Annotated in this window: 20 protein-coding genes and 2 pseudogenes; 8 read left to right on the forward strand and 14 right to left on the reverse strand. The window is 43.6% G+C overall.

Translation table 11 applies throughout. The features are described from left to right. Window positions 1–2 precede the first annotated feature (2 nt). Window positions 3–1,637 (reverse strand): phospholipase D family protein, encoded by a 1,635-nt coding sequence (locus PYW33_RS02895; RefSeq protein ID WP_004645955.1) that lies wholly within the window; start codon window positions 1,635–1,637, stop codon window positions 3–5. Window positions 1,638–1,738: 101 nt separating this feature from the next. On the opposite strand from PYW33_RS02895, the gene PYW33_RS02900 reads away from it, so the two are divergent. After that, window positions 1,739–2,749 carry a metallophosphoesterase gene (locus tag PYW33_RS02900; protein ID WP_004281695.1) on the forward strand — a complete coding sequence of 337 codons (1,011 nt, stop codon included), beginning with the start codon at window positions 1,739–1,741 and terminating at the stop codon, window positions 2,747–2,749. Window positions 2,750–2,773: 24 nt separating this feature from the next. Here PYW33_RS02900 and PYW33_RS02905 read toward each other — a convergent pair whose 3' ends face one another. The 3 genes from PYW33_RS02905 to trhA form a co-directional block, all read right to left on the reverse strand. Beyond that, window positions 2,774–3,175 carry a hypothetical protein gene (locus PYW33_RS02905; RefSeq protein ID WP_004645954.1) on the reverse strand — a complete coding sequence of 134 codons (402 nt, stop codon included), beginning with the start codon at window positions 3,173–3,175 and terminating at the stop codon, window positions 2,774–2,776. A 133-nt stretch (window positions 3,176–3,308) separates the two neighbouring features. Then, complete coding sequence (locus tag PYW33_RS02910) at window positions 3,309–4,616, reverse strand: MFS transporter (RefSeq protein WP_004281697.1); 1,308 nt, start codon at window positions 4,614–4,616, stop codon at window positions 3,309–3,311. A 142-nt stretch (window positions 4,617–4,758) separates the two neighbouring features. Beyond that, the gene (gene trhA, locus PYW33_RS02915; protein WP_004645953.1) at window positions 4,759–5,403 is read right to left on the reverse strand and encodes a PAQR family membrane homeostasis protein TrhA; all 645 of its coding nucleotides are present in this window, start codon (window positions 5,401–5,403) and stop codon (window positions 4,759–4,761) included. A 102-nt stretch (window positions 5,404–5,505) separates the two neighbouring features. Between trhA and PYW33_RS02920 the strand changes: the two genes are divergently transcribed. Both PYW33_RS02920 and PYW33_RS02925 read left to right on the forward strand, forming a co-directional pair. After that, on the forward strand, window positions 5,506–6,729 hold the full coding sequence (locus PYW33_RS02920; RefSeq protein ID WP_004645951.1) for a class I SAM-dependent methyltransferase: 1,224 nt from the start codon (window positions 5,506–5,508) through the stop codon (window positions 6,727–6,729). Then, window positions 6,723–7,154, forward strand: coding sequence for a GNAT family N-acetyltransferase (locus PYW33_RS02925; RefSeq protein ID WP_004645950.1), 432 nt, complete (start codon window positions 6,723–6,725; stop codon window positions 7,152–7,154). The genes PYW33_RS02920 and PYW33_RS02925 overlap by 7 nt, the downstream gene beginning before the upstream one ends. Before the next feature lie 13 nt (window positions 7,155–7,167). On the opposite strand, the pseudogene PYW33_RS02930 reads toward PYW33_RS02925, so the two are convergent. The 5 genes and pseudogenes from PYW33_RS02930 to PYW33_RS02950 form a co-directional block, all read right to left on the reverse strand. Then, a pseudogene (locus PYW33_RS02930) lies at window positions 7,168–7,933 on the reverse strand (IS5-like element ISAba31 family transposase). Between the two features lie 150 nt (window positions 7,934–8,083). Next, the gene (locus PYW33_RS02935) at window positions 8,084–8,431 is read right to left on the reverse strand and encodes a hypothetical protein (protein ID WP_016806670.1); all 348 of its coding nucleotides are present in this window, start codon (window positions 8,429–8,431) and stop codon (window positions 8,084–8,086) included. Window positions 8,432–8,593: 162 nt separating this feature from the next. Continuing rightward, the gene (locus PYW33_RS02940) at window positions 8,594–10,729 is read right to left on the reverse strand and encodes a 3-hydroxyacyl-CoA dehydrogenase NAD-binding domain-containing protein (RefSeq protein WP_004645948.1); all 2,136 of its coding nucleotides are present in this window, start codon (window positions 10,727–10,729) and stop codon (window positions 8,594–8,596) included. 11 nt (window positions 10,730–10,740) lie between these two features. Then, window positions 10,741–11,946: an acetyl-CoA C-acetyltransferase gene (locus PYW33_RS02945; protein WP_004645947.1), complete on the reverse strand. Its 1,206-nt coding sequence runs from the start codon at window positions 11,944–11,946 to the stop codon at window positions 10,741–10,743. 197 nt (window positions 11,947–12,143) lie between these two features. Further along, a complete protein-coding gene (locus PYW33_RS02950; protein ID WP_004645946.1) occupies window positions 12,144–13,154 on the reverse strand; it encodes an AraC family transcriptional regulator in 1,011 nt (336 codons plus the stop codon). Window positions 13,155–13,367: 213 nt separating this feature from the next. Between PYW33_RS02950 and PYW33_RS02955 the strand changes: the two genes are divergently transcribed. From PYW33_RS02955 to PYW33_RS02965, 3 genes are all read left to right on the forward strand, one after another. Beyond that, window positions 13,368–14,489: a CaiB/BaiF CoA transferase family protein gene (locus PYW33_RS02955; RefSeq protein WP_004645945.1), complete on the forward strand. Its 1,122-nt coding sequence runs from the start codon at window positions 13,368–13,370 to the stop codon at window positions 14,487–14,489. A 254-nt stretch (window positions 14,490–14,743) separates the two neighbouring features. Next, entirely contained in the window at window positions 14,744–16,387 is a 1,644-nt protein-coding gene (locus tag PYW33_RS02960) for a nitrite/sulfite reductase (RefSeq protein ID WP_004645943.1), read from the forward strand. Continuing rightward, the gene (locus PYW33_RS02965) at window positions 16,380–16,865 is read left to right on the forward strand and encodes a DUF934 domain-containing protein (protein WP_004645942.1); all 486 of its coding nucleotides are present in this window, start codon (window positions 16,380–16,382) and stop codon (window positions 16,863–16,865) included. The genes PYW33_RS02960 and PYW33_RS02965 overlap by 8 nt, the downstream gene beginning before the upstream one ends. 64 nt (window positions 16,866–16,929) lie before the next feature. Here the strand turns inward: PYW33_RS02965 and PYW33_RS02970 are convergent. The 3 genes and pseudogenes from PYW33_RS02970 to PYW33_RS02980 all read right to left on the reverse strand — a co-directional run bounded on the left by PYW33_RS02970 (window position 16,930) and on the right by PYW33_RS02980 (window position 19,348). Next, window positions 16,930–17,379: pseudogene (locus tag PYW33_RS02970) on the reverse strand (VOC family protein). Window positions 17,380–17,539: 160 nt separating this feature from the next. Next, window positions 17,540–18,715: a thiolase family protein gene (locus PYW33_RS02975; RefSeq protein ID WP_004645940.1), complete on the reverse strand. Its 1,176-nt coding sequence runs from the start codon at window positions 18,713–18,715 to the stop codon at window positions 17,540–17,542. 111 nt (window positions 18,716–18,826) lie between these two features. Continuing rightward, entirely contained in the window at window positions 18,827–19,348 is a 522-nt protein-coding gene (locus PYW33_RS02980; protein WP_004645939.1) for a GspH/FimT family pseudopilin, read from the reverse strand. A 375-nt stretch (window positions 19,349–19,723) separates the two neighbouring features. On the opposite strand from PYW33_RS02980, the gene omp38 reads away from it, so the two are divergent. Together omp38 and PYW33_RS02990 are read left to right on the forward strand one after the other, a co-directional pair. Further along, window positions 19,724–20,773 carry an outer membrane protein Omp38 gene (gene omp38 / locus PYW33_RS02985; RefSeq protein WP_004645938.1) on the forward strand — a complete coding sequence of 350 codons (1,050 nt, stop codon included), beginning with the start codon at window positions 19,724–19,726 and terminating at the stop codon, window positions 20,771–20,773. 103 nt (window positions 20,774–20,876) lie between these two features. After that, window positions 20,877–21,410 carry a cysteine peptidase family C39 domain-containing protein gene (locus PYW33_RS02990; RefSeq protein WP_004645937.1) on the forward strand — a complete coding sequence of 178 codons (534 nt, stop codon included), beginning with the start codon at window positions 20,877–20,879 and terminating at the stop codon, window positions 21,408–21,410. Between the two features lie 52 nt (window positions 21,411–21,462). Here PYW33_RS02990 and PYW33_RS02995 read toward each other — a convergent pair whose 3' ends face one another. Next, entirely contained in the window at window positions 21,463–22,926 is a 1,464-nt protein-coding gene (locus tag PYW33_RS02995; RefSeq protein WP_004645936.1) for an amino acid permease, read from the reverse strand. Next, the gene (locus PYW33_RS03000; RefSeq protein WP_004645935.1) at window positions 22,926–23,960 is read right to left on the reverse strand and encodes a methyltransferase; all 1,035 of its coding nucleotides are present in this window, start codon (window positions 23,958–23,960) and stop codon (window positions 22,926–22,928) included. Before PYW33_RS03000 ends, PYW33_RS02995 begins: the two co-directional genes overlap by 1 nt. Between the last annotated feature and the right edge of the window lie 64 nt (window positions 23,961–24,024).

The raw sequence follows: 24,024 nt of genomic DNA on the forward strand, positions 1-24,024 counted from the left end.
ACTTACATAAAGCCTTCAATAGGCAGCCACGACACCAGTTTAAGTCCAGCTTTCTGATACCATTTCATTTTTGGTTCTTTGGTAAACGTTTGAACGTCACCATTGGCTTTCTTGATTTTCCAGTTAATGTTCTGATTCGCATCCAGCACCAGTTTATACGCATATTTGCTTAAATTTTTGTCCATGGTGTCGTGTACTGCACGTGCCAAAGACGGACTGTTCAGCAACACGCCAATTTCAGTATTCAAATAGGCTGAACGCGGATCAAAGTTAAAAGAACCAATAAACACCTGTTTTTGATCCAGTGCCATCAGTTTGGCATGCAGGCTGGAACGGCTCAGTCCTTTCAGGCTGACTTTAGCTTTTTTCGAAATTTCCTCAGTATTGGCATTTAGGTGATTAGCTTCTGGCGCTGCCAAGAACTCATACAGCTGCACCCCATTTTCCAATAGATCCTGACGATATTTGGCATAAAAGGCATGCACCACGGCAACGTCGTTGGCCTTAAAAGAGTTGGTCAGGACGCGAACCTTGATATTCTCATTCGCCAGTTTCTTTAAACGGTCTGCACCAATTTTTTCCGGGACAAAATAGGCAGAGACAATATCGACACTTTGTTCAGGTTTTTCCAGGCGCTGTAATAACTGGAAATTCAGGTGTTCTTCGGTTTTGGCCTTGGCTTTGATTTTGCTCGGTGGATCTTTGACCACTTCAGCTTCCACCCAATCCAGCTGAATGTTTTGTTCCAGCCATTGGTCAAAGGCTCTGGAACGATTGGCCAGATCCAGATAATTTTGAGTCGCTGGATCCTGACTATGGGTTTCTAGCTGTTCTTTTAAACTTGGAAAACGTAAGCCATGATGCCGTGGATTCACAACCTCTTGCACCGGATAGGCATAATCATCATTCCAGTATTCATCGAAGGAATGAATGATTTCATCCGATGCCGCACCGACCAGCATCACATCGACATCAGAGAACTGATAGCTTTCACTGACATTATAATACTGGTTGCTCATATTGCGGCCGCCAATCAAGGCAATCTGGTTATCGGCAATAAAACTTTTATTGTGCATGCGGCGGTTAATGCGCTTTAAATCCAGCACCATGTCCATGGCGCGGTATTTACGAAAGCGATAGGGATTATACAGTTTGACATCGATATTCTGATGCTGGTTTAAGGCCAGATAAATCCCTTCCATTTTCTTGGCATTATTGTCATCCATCAACAGGCGCACTTTTACGCCACGATCCGCTGCCTGAATAATCGCATGCAGGGCGAGGGCACCGATTCGGTCATTATCCCAAATGTAATATTGCAGATCCAGACTGCGTTCCGCTTTATTAATCAGCTGAATCCGCGCAGCCAGTGCTTCAAGCGGATCATACAGCACGCGATAACCGGTCAACCCGATGTTCTGATCACGTAAAGGTTCAACAATTTGTGCCAGGCTGGTTCGCGATGTATCCGTTTCAAATGCCATCTGGCTTGGCTGTTCGGTTTGCTTGGGTAAGGTGCTACACGCAGGCAGACCCAGTACCAGGCTACAGCTCAGTAAAATGCCGGCTTTATAGCGATGAGTGCGTATAAAACTTGAGGATTGAAGATGAACTTGATCGCGGGGAGCAGTGGCCATATAAGTCGAAGAATGAAAAATTAGAATTGAGTATAATTGCCAGCTATGAAAAGATAAATATAAAGCCAGTAATCTGCTGCTCGACTGAATAAGGCCAATTTATGTGGGATTCGAATTCCGTACTGTTTTATTTTTATCTAGGAATGGCGATTTTAGCCATCTGGGCTGTGGCTCAGGCATGGTCGAGCCAATCACGTACCGAAACCATTCATCCCTTTAAAGCTTTTGGTCATTTGCTGGCGTTTTATCTTGCCTATTTATTAATCCCTTTGGTTTTCTTCAGTATTTATGCTGGATGGACGGGGTATTATTCGCTGCATGAAGCTATTTTTGTATTTTTGCTGAGTGGGGTTTTGACTTATGCACGCTTTATCGAGCCACATTTAATTCAAGTGAAAACGACACAATATCAGATCAATGCAGATAAACGTTTAAAGCAGCCAGTAAAAATCGCCCTGATTGCAGATTTGCATATCGGTCTGTTTTCGGGTCATGAGCGTCAGTTGCGACAAATTGTACACAAATTAAATCATATTCAACCTGATTTGGTGGTGGTTGCTGGCGACTGGACTTACGAGCCAGAAAATAAACTGGCACAGGAACTGGCGGTTTTAAAAGAGATTCACGCTCCGGTCTATTCAGTCAATGGTAATCACGATGAGCAATATCCCGGACCGCCGATTCGAGAGTTATTGCACTATGCATTGCAAGTCAATCAGGTTATGGATATTGAAGGTCAAATTGTCGAATTTGATGAATTCCGACTTTTGGGCGTAGGCGACCTCTGGGCTGGTAAAGCCGATATGCGCAGTTTGCCAGACTTGCCTCAGGACAAGCCTTGGGTCATTCTTTCGCATAACCCTGATACGGTCGATATGATTCCAAAACTGCCAACGCGTCCTCTGATGCTGTCCGGGCATACTCATGGCGGACAGGTAGAGCTGCCTTGGCTAACTAATTACGTCATGAAAAAGGTTTCAATTTTGGGACATAAAAAGGGCATGTACCGTCATGAACATGCAGATGTGTTCGTGACTGTCGGTACCGGTTTGGTCGGTGTACCTTTCCGTTTCCGGGTGCCGCCTACCATTGATATTATTGAACTGATTTAAATTCAGCCGGCATTCTGTACCGCGTTAACTGATGATCCAGACCAGAATCAGCAAGACCACTGCGACGGCCGCCATCATCCAGATTTTCTTTTCAATTTTTCGGGTTGGCACATTTTCACGTAATTGTTGCGCAGTGATTTCAGCTTCTGTCGGTGTACTCAAACTAGGATGGGTGGGGATTTCCAGTGGCGGTGTCACCAGGTCGATATCACCGGCATCATCACTAAAGCGTGGACCGATACTCTCATGCTTCATGACCACATCATGTTCCTGCACAATTTCATCAATCACTTGCAGCGCCTGAGCTTCATCCAAGGGTGTATTCTCGGTGATATAGCGAACAGCTTCTAATTTTTTATCATCTTCCAGCAAAATAATGATATTGACCAACTGCTCCTGCGAGAGGTATTCAATAAGATCCTGCATGGCCTTGCCTCATTTTTTTAAATTGAGTTCATTTGATTGTTGAGCAAATTTAACGAGATAAGTAGCCGAGTTTTGTTGTGAAATCATAAAAAAAGCCAGCATCAAGTGCTGGCTTTTGAATCAATCTAAAATCTTAGATCTGATTATTTACATCATCATTCTTGGTTTCACGAATCAGCAAAAACGCGACAAGTGACAGGATAGATGCTGCGGTCAGATAATAACCGACTGCAGACAAACCATAGGCTGTTGCCAGCTTGGTTGCGATTAACGGTGCAAATGATGCGCCGAAAATGCCTGCCAAGTTAAAGGTCAATGCAGAACCTGTGTAACGTACTGAAGTCGGGAAGATTTCAGACAATACAGTACCGATTGGCCCATAAGTTAAGCCCATGATCGCCAGACCAATACACAAGAACAGGAACACCACCAAAGTGCTGCCAGATTCAAGCATATCTGCAAAGAAGATACCGAAGATCGCAGAAATGACACATACCGCAATCGAAGTGGTCTTACGGCCAAATTTCTCAGCCAATACTGCTGAAAGCGGGATAAAGGCAGCAAAACATAGGGTTGCAACTAATTGCAATTGCAGGAATTCTTCACGAGAATAACCGAGTTGTTTTGTTCCCCATTGCAGCGCAAATACCGTAGTCAGGTAGAACACAACGAAAGTACAGATTGCAGCAATCGTACCCAGAACCAGCATACGAGAATGCTTTTTGAATACCTGAACAAAAGGAACATTCACTTCTTTCTGTTTATCCAGCACTTTCTGGAAAGCAGGGGTTTCATGCAATTTTAGACGAATCCATAAACCGACAATCACCAACAAGGCACTTGAGATAAACGGAATACGCCAGCCCCACGCCATAAAGTCAGCTTCAGACATGAAAGCGCCAAGGGTCAGGAAAGAACCTGTTGCCAGAATAAAGCCGATTGGAGCACCCAGTTGCGGGAACATGCCGTACCAGGCACGTTTGCCTTCCGGGGCATTTTCAGTTGCAAGAAGTACCGCACCTGACCATTCACCACCCAGACCCAAGCCCTGACCTAAACGGCACAGTGCAAGTAACAGTGGCGCAGCAATTCCGATTTGCGCATAAGTTGGCAATAGACCAATCGCAACGGTTGAAATCCCCATAGTCAGCAAAGCAGCGACCAAGGTGGCTTTTCGTCCGATCCGGTCACCTAAATGACCAAATAATGCTGCACCAATCGGACGGGCAATAAAGGCAATGGCAAAAGTCGCAAGAGACTGAATGGTTGCGGTCATCGGATCTGTACTGGTAGGGAAGAACAGATACGGAAAAATAATGACAGCAGCGGTGGCATAAATATAAAAATCGAAGAATTCGATTGTGGTGCCTACCAAGCTCGCTGTTAAAACGCGAAATTTTGAATTTTGTGCTGGCTGAGCAGCAGAATTAGACGACGCCATGGAAAACCTTACACTTACTAAAAATAAAAAAACTTAGTTTTAAAAGCGTAATCTTTTTAAAAAAGGCGTAATTTTTTAAAAAAACAACTGCAATCTTCTCGCTTCAACTCGCTCAGGGTCACTGAAATGAAAAAGGAGATGATTAAATCACGTAAAGATAGATAGACAGAAAATGTGATCCTGCGCCTATCAATACAAATATGTGCCAGATAGCGTGGGTATATCTTACTCTTTTTAAAGCGTAAAACAATGCACCCACGGTATAAGCGAGTCCACCAATGATGAGAAAGGTTAAAGATTGAGCACTTAAATATTGCTGCATATCATCAATCACCAGCAGCGCCAGCCAGCCCATGGCCAGATAAGCCGCCAAAGAAAGTTTCTGAAAACAATGAATGAAAACGAACTTGAAAAGTGTACCAAGAAGAGCAATCACCCAGAGAGCAATCAATAAATACTGGGCTTTGGCGGTCGGAATGGCAATCGATAGGAAAGGGGTATAAGTTCCGGCGATTAAATAATAAATCGCAGTATGATCGATTTTTTTATAAAAATAACGGCGGTCTGCTGCAGTGGCCATGTGGTAAAGCATGGAAGCAGAAAATAACAGAATCATGCTCAGTGCATAAACCCAAAGACCAATCCATTGTCCAGTACTCAGGTAAGACCCTTTAATAATCAAAAGAATACCGGCAATAATGGACAGCCCGGCACCTACACCATGACTAATATAGTTAATCCGTTCCTCATTTTGATCATAATCTGGAACCAGTGGAGCATTCTGCATGATTGTCATTCTTTTTCAAATATACACTTGTATAGTAATTCAATTTTGCTTTTAGGTTAAGAAGATTTAAACTTGATGCGCAATTCATTTCAGGTTTTATCTATGTCAACGTTGGCAACTCTCTCAGATCAGGAACAGCAATTCTTGGATACCTTTCAGCAAGCTGTTGAAAGGAATCAATTTGATCGCCTGATCTTAAGCCAGTATAAAGGTGAACTGCAGGATTTAGAGAAAATGACCTTGCGAGTCATTACATTAAATGAACAGCGCGTATTGAGCTGTCTATATCGTTACAAGACGCAGGATGTCACGAAAAATTATCCTTTAGATGAAGCATTATTCCAGGTTACTTCACTACTGGCGTGTTGCAAACAGGCCAATCTGATGACAGTAGATGAAGAATTACAGCTGAAAAAAAACAAGAAAAAAGCCATGTTAACGCGTAGCAAACATAAAGCCACGATGAATCAGGTGAAGCCTGCTGAACAAGGCCATGACCGGATTAAACAACGTTATGTCGATCAGGACAGCATCTTTCTCCAATATCTCGGTATTACCGATCAAAAAGCGCAAATCATTCCGAGCATGGCGCGTAAATGGAAGCAGATTAATAAGTTTGTAGAAATCTTCTCAGGTGCATTGGCACAGATTAAGCCACAGGCTGAAGGCCTGCGCGTGGTGGATTTTGGTTCGGGTAAGGGCTATCTGACTTGTGCTTTATATGACTATATGCAAAAACATGGTCAAACGCCGTATGTCACCGGGGTAGAGCTTAATCCGAAAATGGTTGAATTCTGCCAGAATGTCGCGCAGCAATCTGGTTTTGATCAGCTGGACTTTTTCCAGGGGGATGTCCGTACTTATGCACCGGAACGTCTGGATGTGATGATTGCCTTACATGCTTGTGATGTAGCAACAGATTTTGCGATTCATAGCGGGATTCGCCTGAATGCGCAGATGATCATGTGTGCACCGTGTTGTCATAAGGAATTGCGTCCGCAGTTGCAGGCGCCAAAAGTCCTCAGCCCGATGTTACAGTTTGGTATTCATGCCGGACAGCAGGCAGAAATGTTGACCGATACCATTCGTGCTTTACTGCTCAAAGCTTATGGTTATGAAACCAAAGTTTTTGAATTTGTGGCGCTGGAACATACCAGTAAAAATAAAATGATTCTGGCGACAAAACGTAAAGACTATCAACAACCTGATCAGGCGGTTCTGGCACAAATTCAGGCCTTAAAAGAGATGTATGGTATCCAGAAACATTCACTGGAATTGTTGCTCAATGACCAGTGGGATCAGCAGGGAATGGGTTCTAAATGCTAAACAACCCAGAACTGAAAATAGTGTCCGGCAGCTGGAAAGCTTTGGCAGTGTATGCCAAAGCGATTCGTGAAGCCGTGTTTATTCAAGAACAGCATATTGCAGCTGAAGATGAGTGGGATGCTGAGGATGTGGTTGCTGTACATTTCATTGTTTTTCAGCAGGATCAGGCGATTGCTACAGCACGCTTATTGTCAAATAACAGTATCGGTCGGGTTGCAGTCCTAGCAACAACACGCGGTTTAGGTGTTGGTCAGCGCTTGATGCAGGCCGTGATTGACTATGCGCGTGCAGAGCAGCGTGAGTTGGTCAAGCTATCTTCGCAAGTGCATGCCATTGGCTTCTATCAAGCGCTGGGATTTGAAGCTCAAGGTGAGGAATATCTGGATTGTGGTATTCCGCATATTGATATGTATTTAAAACTTTAGGGTCTGTTGACATTTACTGTTCATAATTAACCCTATAAAGGTAGCCATAAAAATATACAGGCTAAAGCAACAGAACTTTGATAATTTCTTTTGAGCTTGTCATATCGAGTAGCTATTCCTCTAAATTGCTTTAATCTACAAAACATATTTTCAACTAAATGCCTGATTTTATATAAATACCAGTCCATATGGTCATTGTTCGATTGGCTATTTGTTTTCTTTGGTATATTCGCTTTAGTCCCTGTTTTCCTGATCTGTTCACGCAGTGGTTCTGAATCATAGCCTTTATCTGCGCATACCACTTTTGTCTCTTTTAAATCTAATGTTGATATTAAATCAGGTGCAACTTTAACATCATGTGTGGTTCCATCGGTAATCATGAAATCAATAGGATTGCCATGTGCATCAACAATCAAATGTATTTTTGAGGAGTTTCCTCCTACACTTTTAGAAATAGATTGATTCGCTATGCCGGCAGAATGTTGATGAGCACGTACATGAGAGCCATCAATAAAAATCCACTCCATATCGGGGCATGAGGCTAGTAATTTGAATAATCTAAGTAACTTACCGCTGCTTGACCAACGATTAAAACGTTTGAAAATAGAGTTTGAATGACCAAAACAACAAGGAATATCTCGCCACGGACAGCCTGTTCTAATTCTATAGAGAATAGCTTCAATAAAATTGCGTAAATTTGAGTTGTGGTGAATGGATAAATTACGCAGAATAACTTTCAACTTTTGCCAGTGTTGATCTGTCAGCATGGTACGAGGCATAGCGAATAGTAAAATTGGGTTTGGCGATTTGATTTTACTACTTCGCTATTTTTTTAAGCTAAAAGTGTCAACACACCCTAATTTTCAGCCCTTCAAATACAAAAAAGCGAGGCATTGACCTCGCTTTTTGATGCATAGCCTGAATCTGAATTAGTGGCCATGCGCTGCATTTGAGCTGTGCTCGGCATTATCCATATTGGCATGTTCTTCAGCTGACATATTGTGTTCAGCGGCTGTCGTACCTGTAGGAGCCACATTGGCAGCTTCACGTGCTTCACGATCTGCCTGAGCTTTGGCAAGCGCTTCTGGAGACATCGTTGGTGCATTTTTAAAAGCATGCTGCTGGGTAGTCTGTTTATTTTGCTGGCTTGGCATGTAATCCGGTTCATTACTTATCGCGAGCCAAAAAATAAGCATGAATAATCCACCTAAAATACAGAAGATAATAAGTGCTTTCCAACCCCAAGGAGATTTTTCAGGTGAACTGTGATCAGTCATAGGTTTTACCCACGTGGATACCAAACTTATGTAACTTTATAACATAAATTGATCAAAAAGCAGATCGAAATCTGTCATCAGATGAGTCTATCCAGTGCTTAAGCCCAATCTGGATCATAAAAAAAGAGGAAACACGTTCCTCTTTTTATTTAAGTGCTCAAATTATTGAATCGGCTGGGCATGTGCTGCACGATCTCTGAGGAGTTGTGGGGCTTTGAAGCGTTCGCCATATTTATTTTCAAGTACTTTGGCACGGGTCACGGCTTTGGCTAAACCATACTGATTCAGGAATTGTACTGCACCGCCCGTCCAGGCGGCAAAGCCAATGCCAAAAATGGAACCGACATTGGCATCGACCACAGATTCCAAAACACCTTCTTCCAGACAGCGAACCGTATCCAGTGCCTGTACAAACAGGAAGCGATCAATCATTTCCTGTTCAGAAATATCGTTGTCTTTTTTCCAGTGGCTAAGACCAGACCAGAGCTGCTTTTTGGCATTGGCCGGATAATCATAAAAACCTGCGCCTGCAGCCTTACCTTTACGGTTAAATTCGTGAATCATGCTGTGAATCACATCATCCGCAGGTGATTTAGGGATGGTCTGACCTTGTGCTTCTAAAGCTTTATATCTTTCATTGGCTACATGTTCAGATAAGGTCAAGGACACTTCATCCTGAATCGCCAACGGGCCCACTGGCATACCGGCTTTGAGTGCAGCCATTTCAATTCGTGCCGGATGTACACCTTCTGCCAGCAGGCGTAAACCTTCCTGTATAAAGGTACCAAACACGCGGCTAGTAAAGAAACCACGGCTGTCATTCACCACAATCGGTAATTTGCCAATCTGCTGCACGAAATCGAAAGCTTTGGCCAGCGTTTCTGCCGAGGTATTTTTACCTTTGATAATTTCCACCAGCTGCATTTTATCGACCGGACTGAAGAAATGCAGGCCGATAAAGTTCTGATCATTTCTTGAAGCCTGGGCTAACTCTGTGATCGGCAGGGTCGAGGTATTCGAAGCCATCACCCCGTTGCTGGCAAGATATTGCTCTGCCTCTTGCGTGACTTGAGCCTTGAGCGCGGGATTTTCAAAGACGGCTTCAATGATCAGGTCACAACCCGCTAGATCTTCATTCGATGCAGTTGTTTGAATCAGGCTTAAAAAATGATCTCGTTTCTCGGCTGATAAACGCCCTTGAGCGACTTTTTTATCCAGCAGTTTCTGGCTATAGGATTTGCCTTTTTCAGCCGCTTCTAATGAAATATCTTTCAGAACTACTGGAATGCCTGTGCTGGCAGTGGCATAGGCGATCCCAGCACCCATCATGCCTGCACCTAAAATACCGACTTTAGTGGCTTTCCACTTTTCAATATCTTGAGGGCGACTGGCACCGGACTTGATTGCATTCAGACCATGCCAGAAAGTGCCAATCATATTTTTAGAAATTTGACTGGTCGCCAAATAAGTAAAGTAACGCGATTCAATGGTCAGGGCAGTATCGACATCGACCTGTGCACCTTCTACCGCAGCCGACATGATCGCTTCAGGTGCAGGGTAGCAGCCTTTGGTTTTATCGCGCAGCATCGCCGGAGCAATTGCCAGCATCTGGGCAACTGCTGGTGTCGAAGGGCTACCACCCGGAATTTTATAGCCTTTTACATCGAATGGCTGCTGAGATTTTGGATTGGCTTTGATCCAGGCAATGGCCTTTTCTAGCAATTCATCTGTACTGTCTGCGATCTCATGAATCAACCCTAAAGATCTGGCTTTATCGACTCCAAACTGTTTGCCTTCCATTAATAAAGGAAGGGCATTTTGCAGACCGAGCAGGCGGACGCTACGGACGATACCACCGCCACCTGGTAATAAACCCAGTGTGACTTCAGGTAGGCCAAATTTGCTTTTAGGGTCATTCAGGGCAATACGATGATGGGCACACAAGGCAATTTCCCAGCCCCCGCCAAGCGCTGTACCATTCAGTGCAGCAACCACAGGAATACCGCGAGTTTCGATATAGCGTAGTTTGGCTTTCATCTCTTCAATCATATTGAAGAATTCAGTTGCATGCTCAGGAGTGGCTTGAATCAGTTCATCCAGATCGCCGCCAGCAAAGAAAGTTTTTTTCGCTGAACGGAAAATAATCCCGGCAATATCTTCATCTGCTTGTAACTGGACAACGACTTCATCTAGTGCCGTACGAAAGTCGGCATTCATGGTATTGGCAGACTGGTTTGGAGAATCAAACGTTAAAATAACAATATTATCTTCATTTTTTTGATATTGAATTGCGCTCATTATTTTTCTCCTTATACCAGTTCAATAATGGTTGCGATGCCCATACCACCACCCACGCAAAGTGTGGCTAATCCACGTTTTTTCCCCTGGCGTTCTAACTCGTCCAGTAATGTCCCTAAAATCATCGCACCAGTCGCACCGAGTGGATGTCCCATGGCAATTGCACCGCCGTTGACATTCACCTTGGCAGGATCAATCTTCATTTCATTGATAAAGCGCATCACCACGGCAGCAAAAGCTTCATTGACTTCAAACAGGTCAATATCATCAATCGTTAAACCCGCCTTAGCCAAGGCCTTACGAGCAGCCGGGGCAGGGCCGGTCAGCATAATGGTTGGATCTGCACCGACCAGTGCCGTCGCCAGTACTTTGGCACGTGGCTTCAGACCTTGTTCTTTTACTGCTTGTTCCGATGCGATCAAAACCACAGCCGCGCCATCGACAATTCCTGAAGAATTCCCGGCATGATGCACATGATTGACAGCACCCACTTCAGGATATTTTTGCAGGGCAATTGCATCAAAGCCCATTTGTCCCATAGTGGCGAAACTTGGATTGAGTTTGCCTAGGCCTTCTGCAGTCGTTGTCGGTTTGATAAATTCGTCTTTGTCCAGGATTACTACACCAGCTTTGTCTTTTACCGGGATAACAGAGGCGTTGAAATAACCATTGGCTTGAGCGGCAGCTGCTTTCTGTTGTGATTGTTCGGCAAATTGATCTACATCAGAACGCGTATAACCGTCAATCGTGGCAATCAAATCTGCACCAATACCTTGTGGAATAAAGTCACAGGCCATATTGGTCTCAGGGTCCAGTGCCCAAGGACCACCGTCAGAACCCATCGGCACGCGGGACATGGATTCGACTCCACCTGCCACAACCAGATATTCCCAGCCAGAGCGGACTTTTTGTGCGGCCAGATTGACAGCTTCCAGACCGGAAGCACAAAAACGGTTAATTTGCACACCCGCTACATCATTATCCCAACCAGCAGCGATGGCAGCCGTTTTGGCAATATTGGCGCCCTGATCACCAATTGGGGTGACACAACCGAGCACGATATCATCTACTTTTGCGGTGTCAAACTGATGACGAGCCTGAAGTTCGTTGAGTAAGCCAGTCAATAATGAAATGGGTTTTACCTGATGTAAAGATCCATCTTTTTTGCCTTTTCCGCGTGGCGTACGAATGGCGTCAATAATATATGCCTCGCTCATAGCATGTCCCTTTTATTGATTTGATGAAAATTATTCTAATGACTCGAGTGTAATACTTAATTTTTGAAGTGCAATGACGAGAACGGGCCAGATCATTTGAGCGATTTAGCCAATTTTAGCTATAAAAAAGCCTAAGCTTTTGCTTAGGCGGAGAGAACTGGTTTTATTATTACATGCTCTTTTGCGGCATTACTTGATTAATGATAGCCATGTAATTGACGATACAGACCCGGAGTCACACCTGTCCATTTTTTGAAAGCACGGTGGAAGGTACTGGTTTCACTGAAACCGACCTGTTGGGCGACATCTTCAAGGGTAAGATCAGGGTTAAGTAACAGGTGAATTGCGGCATCACGTCGCAATGCATCTTTCACGCCTTGATAGCTTTTGCCTTCGGCTGCCAGACGGCGACGCAAGGTTTGCGGTGATAGATATAACATCGATGCCACATCATTCAAGGTTGGCATTTCTTCACCAATCTGGCTCTTCAGCACATCACGGATTCTAGAAGTCAGTGAATTGGTATTTTTGAATTTCACCAGCAGTTGGGCCGGTGCTGCTTTCAAAAACTCTTCCAGAGTTTCTTCATTCTGGCGAATTGGCAGGTCCAGATAGTCCGCAGCAAAAGTGATTTCAGTACGTGGCATATCGAACTGCATTACCGGCGCAAAGAATAAGGCATCATATTCATCGGCATGGTCTGGACGCGGATAACTAAAATGCACGCGTTCCAGTGGCAGGCGACGCTCAATGAGCCAAGACGCCAAGCCATGCCAGATCATCAGCATGCTTTCAGTAATGAAATGATCCGGATCCATCGCATTTGGAATCAGCGGAACCAGACGTGCTTCGTGTTTGTCGCGTTCCAGGGTCACCGACCAGTCATCACCAAAGAGTTTGTAGAACTGGGAAGACAGTTCCAGTGCATCACCCAGAGTTTTGGCATGAATGATCAGCTGGCACATGATCGCAAACGTACCCAGACGGCGTTGCTGTTTGTCAAAGCCGACATGCTCGTCCTGGGTTACCATCCACAACATTTTAATAAAGCGGGTATATTGTTCAGGCGAAATACGCGCTTTGGGCTGATGCAGCAATTCTGCTTCAATCCCGACGTGAGACAATAAAGTATCGACATCCATGCCCAGACGCTTAACGCCAGATAAGGCTGCATTGACGAAGTGGATACTGATCGTATCACGACTCATGTTTAATCCTTCAGTCTCTTTAATGTTCACTAATAATTGACCTAAATGACGAAAAATAATAAAGCAATGGCAATTTACAAGAATACCTTTGCCATTTTCTTACATATTAGATTGCCGAAACTATCAAGGTAAATGGCTGAACATGACATTGTTTTTATGCATTTATGTGCCTAAGATGCTGAAAAAAGCAATATAAGTAGAGCAAATACTCCAATGTCATATGTATTAAAAGGATTGAAAATCCTAGATTTTTCTACACTTTTACCCGGCCCGTTTGCCACATTATATCTTGCTGATTTAGGTGCAGAAGTTGTGCATATTGAATCACCGACCCGACCGGACCTGTTGCGATTAATGCCACCCTTTGCCAATGGACAAGCCACTTCACAGAGTTATCTGAATCGAAACAAGCAATCGGTTGCACTGGATTTGAAAGATCCTGCAAATATCGAACTGGTCAAATCCAAGATTGCAGATTATGACATTGTGATTGAGCAATTCCGTCCTGGGGTGATGCAACGTCTAGGCTTAGATTATCAAACCTTAAGCGAAATTAATCCAAAATTGATTTACTGTTCCATTACCGGTTATGGCCAAACTGGCACATATAAAGATAAGGCAGGGCACGACATTAATTATCTGGCTTTATCCGGAATTGCCGGACACAGTGGCCGGATTGAAAATGGTCCACCTGCCTTGGGAATTCAGGTTGCCGATGTTGCGGGTGGTTCCATGCATGCTGTGATTGCGATTCTGGCTGCGGTGATTGAACGCCAACAAAGTGGCAAAGGGCAATATATTGATATTTCCATGACCGATTGTGTGGTGACGATGAGCAATCTGGCGGCTTCTGCCAGTCTGGCTGGCAATCAGCATCAATCTCCAGAATCCGGCTATCTGAATGGCGGAACTTTTTACGACTATTATGAAACCCAAGATGGGCGTTATCTGTCGATTGGCAGTCTGGAACCACAATTTATGCAGGGACTGGCACAGTCTTTAGAGCTGCCGATTCTCCTGGAAAAAGGCGCTTCTTATGCCGCTGAAGATCATGCTGCAGTGAAGCAGGCGATTCAGAATAAAATCAAGACTAAGTCTTTATCTGAATGGCAAACGCTGTTTGCCGCGTTGGATGTCTGTGTCGAACCGGTGCTCAAACTTGAGGAAGCATTACATTCTGATCTGGCCCAGCAGCGAGGATGGGTCGTACAGGTGCCACTCAAATCCAGCAGTCAGCAGACCGAAGCACAACTGGCTTGCCCGATTAAATTTTCACGTTCAACGATACGTTATGAATTTGTAGGGCAGCAATTGGGAGAGAGCCAAAATTGGTAGAATTTTTAAAGTATTAATAAGATAGTTAACCGAAGTTGAGAAAATTTTTCCTATATGAAAATAAGTAATAATGATTGAAGAATTTAATCATTATTACTTTAAATTTAATCGAATGCTGTAAATACTGAGATCCGTGAAACTTTGGTAGGCTTATCAATAAAACCGCTATGAAATATGTATAAAAAGCATTTTATTGATAGGTTCAATCTCGCTATCCTTGCCGGCGATATAATAGAAACTACTAGCTGTACGCCATGTATTTATATACTGATTTCGATCAGCAACTGATTAATGAACGTGTTGCACAGTTCCGTGACCAAACGGAACGTTATTTAGCCGGTAAACTCACTGAAGATGAGTATCGTCCGCTTCGTCTGCAAAATGGTCTGTACGTACAGCGTTATGCGCCAATGTTACGTATTGCCGTGCCATATGGTTTGATGAACTCAAAACAACTTCGTAAAGTGGCTGATTTGGCAAAAGAATATGACCGTGGCTACGCGCATATTTCGACCCGTCAAAACATCCAGTTTAACTGGCCTGCGCTGGAAAATGTGCCGGATATGCTGGCTGAACTGGCCACTGTGCAAATGCATGCGATTCAGACTTCAGGTAACTGTATCCGTAATACCACGACGGATCAGTATGCCGGTGTGGTTGCAGGTGAAATTGCCGATCCACGTCCGACTTGTGAATTGATCCGTCAATGGTCAACCTTCCATCCGGAATTTGCTTTCTTGCCACGTAAATTCAAGATTGCAGTCTCTGCGCTTGAAGAAACTGACCGTGCAGCCACTGCATTCCACGATATCGGTGTGTATATTGTGCGTAATGAAGCAGGCGAAATGGGCTATAAAATCAAAGTCGGTGGTGGTCTCGGCCGTACGCCAGTGATTGGTAGCTTTATCCGTGAGTTCTTGCCGCGTGAAGACCTGATTGCTTATCTGGAAGCAGTCCTTCGTGTGTATAACTTGCATGGCCGTCGCGACAACAAATATAAAGCACGTATCAAGATTCTGGTAAAAGCTTTAACACCAGCAGTATTTGCCGAGAAAGTTGAAGCTGAATTTGCGCATACGATTAAAACACTGAAAATCGATGCAGACACCTTGGCGAAAATGGATGAGAACTTCACGCCATTTGACTACCAAGATTATGCAGATGAAGATTTCACTGAACTATTTGCACAATATCCAAAATTCAAACAGTGGTTCAACATCAATACCAATGCACATAAAGTGAAAGGTTATCGTATCGTGACGATTTCACTGAAACGTGCCGGGATTGCGCCGGGTGATGTCAGCACAGAAGAAATGAACCTGATTGCAGATCTTGCCGATCAGTACACTTTCGGTGAGCTGCGTACCACGCATGAACAAAACATTTCCCTGGTCGATGTCCCACAAAAAGATTTGTTCGCTGTATGGCAAACCCTTGACCAAAACAACCTGGCACGTGCGCATATCGGTTTCTTGACCGACATTATTTGCTGCCCGGGCGGTGACTTCTGTTCTTTGGCTAATGCGAAATCCATTCCGATTTCTGAAGCAATTTCACGCCGTTTTGATGACCTGGATACGATTTACAATTTAGGCAAACTGGATCTGAATATTTCAGGTTGTATGAATGCTTGTGGCCATCACCATGTGGGTAACATCGGTATTTTAGGTGTAGACAAGAAAGGCGCTGAGTTCTACCAGATCACTTTAGGCGGTAATGCCGATCATGATGCGTCAATTGGTGACATTCTTGGGCCATCATTTGCAGCCGAAGTCGTGCCGGATATCGTAGAAGAAATTTTGAATACTTATCTTGACCTGCGTCAGGATGGTGAAGAGTTTATCGATACTTATCGCCGTGTCGGCATTCAACCCTTCAAGGAGCGTGCATATGCTTAATACCGCACTTCAAGTGCTCTCTAAAGATGGCACGATTGCAGACAATACCTATCAATTGATTGGTGAAGATGGTGTTTTGCCGCAGGGTGATGTGGTTCTGACTGTGGACCAGTTAGACCAGATTGGCAATGTATCAGGTAAAAAAGCATTGTACTTAACTGTCGATGCTTCTCCTGAAAACCATGAATTTCCACTGGACCAGCTAGACGCAATCTTTATCGAGTTTGCCGGTTTTAATGATGGCCGTGGTTATTCATTTGCAGCACTTCTTCGTCGCCAGGGTTTTCAGGGCGAACTACGTGCTACAGGGGATGTATTCAAAGATGTGTTGAACTACATGAAGCGTTCTGGTTTCGACACTTTCGTGATTAAAGAAGGTAAAGATATTCAGGAAGCAGCTGCCGGTTTGAATGATTTCAAAAATCCGTATCAGGCATCGACTGCGGTTGCACAGGCACATTATCAAACAGGTGCATAATTTAAATTATGCTGCTGTAAAAAGCCGGATTGAGTCCGGCTTTTTTATGTCTTGGTAAAAACCTTTAATTTTCTTCAAGTTGACAATTGATCATCCAGTGAATTCCAAACTGATCGCTAAAGGCAGCATAAAGTGCGCCCCAAAAGATCTTTTCAAGCGGCATCTCAATTTGACCATTCACCGATAAAGCATTAAAAAGTCATTGTGCTTCAGCTTGTTCGCTAGCGTCTAAGTTAATGGAAATATAGTGGTTATTACCTTGCGTAAACACGGTATTGGTTTGCGCGCAAAATTGATCATTCGTATCGGATGCCATCAGTTCTGTAAATTCGTTAATGGGAAGTGAGATATGCAAGATTTTATTTTTATCCACTTCCGACAGTGTGACACCTTCTTCAGCTGGCATTTCACCATAACGACTCAGACTTGAAAATTCGCCTCCAAAAACTGATTTATAAAAGTTAAAGGCTGCTTCAGCCTGACCTTGGAAATTGAGGTAATGATTCAGTTGCATGGGAGAACTCCCTTTTTATTTTGCTTGCTTTAATCTACGCCACTTTGTGGTATTTTGCGCGAGCAAGCTTTATCAAAATGTAAGCGAAAAAAATCCTCCAGATCAGGAGGGTTTTTAACTCCCTCTCCTTATGGGAGAGGGATGGGGGTGAGGGAAGAGGTTAGAGTAATTCAATCGCTACAGCAGTTGCTTCACCACCACCGATACATAGAGCAGCAATACCTTTCTTGCCACCGGTACGTTTTAGTGCATGAATCAAAGTCAGGATAATACGCGAACCGGTTGAACCCACAGGATGGCCGAGTGCGCATGCACCACCATTGATGTTGACTTTTTCAGGATCTAGCTTGAACTCATCCATTGGGCACATGGTGACCATGGCAAAGGCTTCATTGATTTCCCAAAGGTCGACATCAGAAGCGGTCCATCCGGTTTTATCCAGTACTTTCTGGATTGCACCGACTGGAGCAATGGTAAATTCAGATGGATGTTGAGAATTCGATGCATAGGCCACAATTTTGGCTAAAGGATTTAAACCTTTTGCTGCTGCATTGTCAGCCGAGGTAATTACTAAAGCTGATGCACCATCTGAAATCGAGCTGGCATTAGCCGCCGTAATCGTACCGTCTTTAGCAAACGCTGGACGTAAAGTTGGAATTTTATCGATGTTGGCATTAAATGGTTGCTCATCTTTATCAACAACCACATCGCCTTTACGGTTTTTAACTGTTACAGGCACGATTTCATCAGCAAAGTAGCCTTCATTGACCGCAGTTTGCGCACGCTTTAATGAGCGAATCGCAAAATCATCCATCTGCTCGCGGGTATAGCCTTTGGTATTTGCCATATCTTGGGCAAATGAACCCATCAAACGACCTGTTTCAGCATCTTCCAAGCCATCCAGAAACATATGGTCCTTGATTTCACCGTGACCCATACGGAAACCGCTACGTGCTTTTTGCAATACATAAGGCGCATTGGTCATGGATTCCATACCACCGGCAACCACGATATCAGCAGAACCTGCTTTAATCATGTCAGCAGCCTGCATGACGGCTTTCATGCCTGAACCACATAATTTATTAATGGTCACAGCACCAGTAGAATCTGGAAGACCAGCTTGACGCATCGCTTGACGTGCAGGCCCTTGCTTTAAACCTGCCGGGAGTACACAACCCATAATGACTTCTTCAATATCCGCTGGTTGCAGACCCGCACGGGAAATTGCCTCTTTAATGGTGACCGCACCGAGTTCGGGTGCAGTTACACTTGCAAGACTACCCTGAAAGCCACCCATGGCTGTACGTGCACCATTGACAATTACGATGTCAGTCATTGTTTTCTCTCCGTATGAGTTTTAATCAATTTTTTCAAACTTAAGCAGTATATTGGAAAAAACTCAGGATTGAAGCGTTAAACGCAGAGAAGCATAAACTGGATAGTTCTGTTAGCAAGACGAGAGACTTTCGATCCGGATATGCCCCATTTTGCTGAGTACAATACGCTGTTGGTTAGAAAGATGGGTAGAACAATAATAAAAACTACCATTTGAACCAATCGGCAAGGCAGTGTGCGCTTGATAAGTGACACTCGATAAACTTAAAGCTCCTCGCCAACTTAAGTTACCGTATTTGAGGTTCAGTGCATCAATATGTAAAATTTGTTCGCCTGTATCGACTTGTCGGTTTTTATTTTTATCAATAAAGACCAGTATATTTTTATTCCATTGATTGGGTTGACAGCTGAGTGAGTCCTGGCTGGGGCAGATCACAATATTCTGGTGAAACACAGCAGCCTGACTGCGTGCATAACGATTAACCGCAGATAATTTGATTGGAATCTGTTTGGCTTCCTGTCTGGAACGATACTCATGGAAGTACGGTAGAGCGATACTGGCTAAAATTGCAATCATTGCAATACAGATAATGAGTTCAACAAAAGTGAAGCCTGTTGTTATTTTTTTATACATAGAGTTACCTGATTTATATATTATTTTTATGAGGAATATGTTATTAATTATGCGTTTTTTATGCTTTGTGGAGCCGAGTAATCAGTCCTTACTTAAGTTTCAAGAAAGTGATTAAAAAATAATTGGCAATCACCATAGGGTATTCAGAATAAAAAATTGAGTAAAAAGTTACCGAATTACAACGGAAATTGTAAGTAATTTTGTCAATAATTTACTTGATTAAATTAATCAAGCACTTGGAAAAATAATAAAGTGTTTGTATGATGCCATGTGAATAGCTTAAGAATAAAACTGGGGTAATAAAAAGCCTATCTCAGGATGGCCTATTGCGGGCTTGAGCTTGAACAACAATTTTTATCTCTGGAGGATAAATCCATGAAAATGAGTCGTATTGCTTTAGCTATGCTTGTAGCTGCACCTTTTGCTGCTGCAAATGCAGGCGTAACTGTTACTCCGTTGATGTTAGGTTATACATTCCAAGACACCCAGCACAACAATAACGGTAATGATGGCGAACTTACTAGTAGTCCTGAATTACAAGACGATTTATTCGTAGGTGCTGCTATTGGTGTTGAATTAACTCCTTGGTTAGGTTTTGAAGCTGAATATAGCCAAGTAAAGGGCGATGTTGACGGTGCTGCTGAAGGTGCAGAATACAAAGGCCAAAATATTGCAGGTAACTTCTACGCAACTTCTGACGTATTTACTGGTAACTATGACAGCAAAGTGAAGCCATACATGCTTCTAGGTGCGGGTCACTACAAATACGAATTTGAAGGTGTGCCACGCGGTACTCGCGGTAATGAAGAAGAAGGTACTCTAGGTAATGCTGGTGTGGGTGCATTCTGGCACATCAACGATGCCTTAGCGCTACGTACTGAAGCTCGTGGTACTTACCACTTTGACGAAAAATTCTGGAACTACACAGCATTAGCTGGTCTTAATGTTGTTCTAGGTGGTCGTCTGAAACCAGCTGCTCCAGTAGTTGAAGTTGCTCCAGTTGAGCCTGTAACTCCAGTTGCTCCAGCGCCACAAGAGTTGACTGAAGACCTGAACATGGAACTTCGTGTGTTCTTTGATACAAACAAATCAAACATCAAAGATCAATACAAACCAGAAATCGCTAAAGTTGCTGAGAAGCTAGTTGAATATCCAAACGCTACTGCTCGTATCGAAGGTCACACTGACAACACTGGTCCACGTGCACTAAACGAACGTTTATCTCTAGCACGTGCTAACTCTGTTAAATCTTCGCTTGTAAATGAATACAATGTTGATGCATCTCGCTTGTCTACTCAAGGTTTTGCTTGGGATCAACCGATTGCAGACAACAACACTAAAGAAGGTCGTGCTATGAACCGTCGTGTATTCGCGACAATCACTGGTAGCCGTACTGTTTTAGCTGAACAACCAGTTGCTCAATAATTCATTATTGAACACTCATTAAAAAGGCAGCTCTTCGGAGCTGCTTTTTTTATGTCTGTATTTTGACTACACTTAGCCTGTTAAGATGTCGTTGAGTAAAAATATGAGTGTCGAAATTCCTGAAGATTTGCAAAATCTGGAAGCCAATAGCGGAATTTTTGCAATATGGATGATTTTTCATCATTATGGCATTGATTTGAATATTCCTGATTTAACTCAGCTCTGTCAACATGACCCTGAAATGGGAAGCTCAAGCATCGCACTTGCAGTTGCTTTAAAGACATTGGGTTTGGATGTCAATTTTTGTACTGAACATGATGCAGATAAACAGCCAATTGAAGTCGATTTCTATCAACAAGCACATCGCTTAAATATTCCTGTTATAGAACAGCCATTGTCTTATGCAGAAATTCAGGAAAATGTAGAAGCAGGCCGTTTTGTGATTGTGTTCTATGACACCTTAGAGGGAGTAGGGAATCATTCCCTGATATATGAAATTGATGAAAATGAAATTAGCTTCTTTGATAGTTTTGAGTCTATGCCTAAAGAGGTATTTGAGCAGCAACGTCGGGTAGACGGAATTTGCCAGCAAGTGATTGTGATTGATGATCGCAATTTCGTGATGCGTCATAGTTAATTCAAGAAATAAAAAATCAGCCCGTAAGCTGATTTTTTTAATGAATAATTTTTTATTCCTGATCAAGTTTCATCGGCTGCACATCCATCTCTTGATAAGAGACCAGTTTGGTTTTTTTCTTCCATTTGTAGCCGAACCAAATGGCTAGGAATAGCGGAATACTGATATAGGTCGATAACACACCCATCCATTGACCGGCCAAAACATCCTGATAGTTCTGTCCGAGAACAACAATCGCACACAGGATAAATGCAAACCAAGGAGCAAAAGGAAAGAATTTAGCGCGATAAGCCAGATCTTCCAGTTTATAACCTTGAGCCAAATAACCTTTGCGGAAGCGGTAATGCGAAATTGCAATCCCGAGCCAGACAATAAAGCCACACATCCCTGACATGTTTAGCAGCCAGTTAAAGACTTCCTGTTCACCAAAGAAAGTAGTCAGGAAGCATAGAGCTGCGATCGCCGTAGTGGCATAGAGTGCATTCATTGGCACACCACGCGGGTCCAGACGCGCAAACATTTTAGGTGCACTGCCTTTACGCGACATATCAAACAGCATACGGGTAGATGAATACATGCCAGAATTACCCGCAGATAGAATAGCGGTCAGGATCACTGCATTCATGATACTGGCGGCAAAGGCAAAACCGGCTTTTTCATACAATAAGGTGAATGGCGAAAGCGCAATATTATCTGTTGCAGCGGCCTGTAATAAACGTGGGTCATTATAGGCAATCAAGGTGCCGATAATGAAAATACACACGATATAAAACAGAAGGATACGCCAGAAAATCTGTTTGATGGCGACCGGAATGGTTTTCTTTGGATCTTTCGATTCACCTGCCGCCACACCGACCATTTCGGTACCCTGGAAAGAGAATCCGGCAATCATCGCCACGCCAATTAATGCCTGGAAACCACCGACAAAGGGTGCATCACCAATGCTCCAGTTGGCAAATGCTTCTGCACCCGGGGTCAGCATGATCTTCACGATCATCCAGATCCCGATAATGATAAAGGCAATGATCGCGAGAACTTTAACCAGAGAAAAGAAAAATTCAGATTCGCCAAAGCCTTTTACCGTCAGGGCATTAATCCCGAAAATAATGGCCAGGAAAATGGCACTCCAGTACACGCCCGGAATATCTGGAAACCAGAATTTCATAATAAACTGAACGGCAACCAGCTCAAAAGCCACGGTAATGGCCCAGTTGTACCAGTAGTTCCAGCCCAGAGCGAAACCAAAACCACCTTCGACATATTTGGTGCCGTAAGTGAAAAATGCACCTGAGGTCGGGTTGTGTGTGGCAAGCTCGCCTAGACTGGTCATCAAGAAATAAATCATGATACCAATCAGTACATATGCAAGTAGTGCACCGCCTGGTCCAGCGTTGGCAATGGTCGCCCCTGAGGCCAGGAATAAACCTGTACCAATAGATCCGCCAATGGCGATCATATTCAGATGACGAGCACCCAGCTTACGCTGCAGCTGCATCGTGTTTTGCGTTTCGCTCATCATGATTCCTTAACATTTTTTTGAGTGCTGGCGAAGAGCACTTTAAAGCCTTGTTGATCCGCTTTGACTGTACAGCGACCAAAGTTTTGTTCAATCAGGGTCGGGTAGTTCAAGAAACGGTTGGCCACGATCCAAAGCTCACCGCCCGATTTTAAATGACGGCGCGAGATTTTACATAAGGTTTCGCTTGCCGTGTAATCGGTCTCGATTCCCATATGAAAAGGCGGATTACTGACGATGGCATGCAAGAACAAGGGTGCATCTTCAATGCCTGTAACCGCTTTGATTTCAATCTGTTCAGGAGTAAGCTGGTTTTCTGCAAAGGTCATTTGCGTAGAAGCCAGTGCAAAGGCATCGACATCCATGGCAAAAATCCGGTTTTTCGGATTTAATTTTGCCAGATACGCACTAATGACGCCTGCGCCACAGCCAAAGTCAGCAATTTTACCTGAAGTGACTTGTGACAAATAAGGTAATAGTGTGGCAGTACCGACATCCAAACGGTTTTGACTAAAAACGCCCGGAAGTGCACAAATATTCAGATCACCATTTGGTGTAGATACGGTATAGTGCTGCGCCCAGTCTGCAAGTGCTTTTTTCTCGACCGTATGGTCTAGAACCAATTGCCACAGCTGGCAATGACGTGCGCTGTCAAGTTTGAGTGTCTTACCAAAAGGCTGCAACTGTTTGGCTGCACGTTCTATCCCACCTTTCTTTTCACCGACCAGGAAAACACTGCTACCCGGTTTAAGCTGCGCTGCCACATTATGCAGTAAGTAATTTAAGAGTTCTTTAGACTTAGGTACAAAAATAACCGCCTGATCAAACTCACCCTCAGGCATCTCTGCACCAAAATGCACATCTGCTTGTTGTGACTGGAAATATTGAAAATCGTTAAAATTCCATGTCCAGACAGCGGGATTGATAGAGGCATCGAATTCAGCGAGCAGATCATCTGTTGGTGCATTAATCAGTAGGATGCGACCCGACAAAAAATCATATTGTCTTAATAAAACTTCGCTTTTAGGATCCATAGGTATCTCTCCAATATAAAGAACACTGCCTAAGTCTGACCTAGACAGTGTTCTTTGGACATGA

Source organism: Acinetobacter lwoffii (assembly GCF_029024105.1).
Lineage (GTDB): Bacteria > Pseudomonadota > Gammaproteobacteria > Pseudomonadales > Moraxellaceae > Acinetobacter > Acinetobacter lwoffii.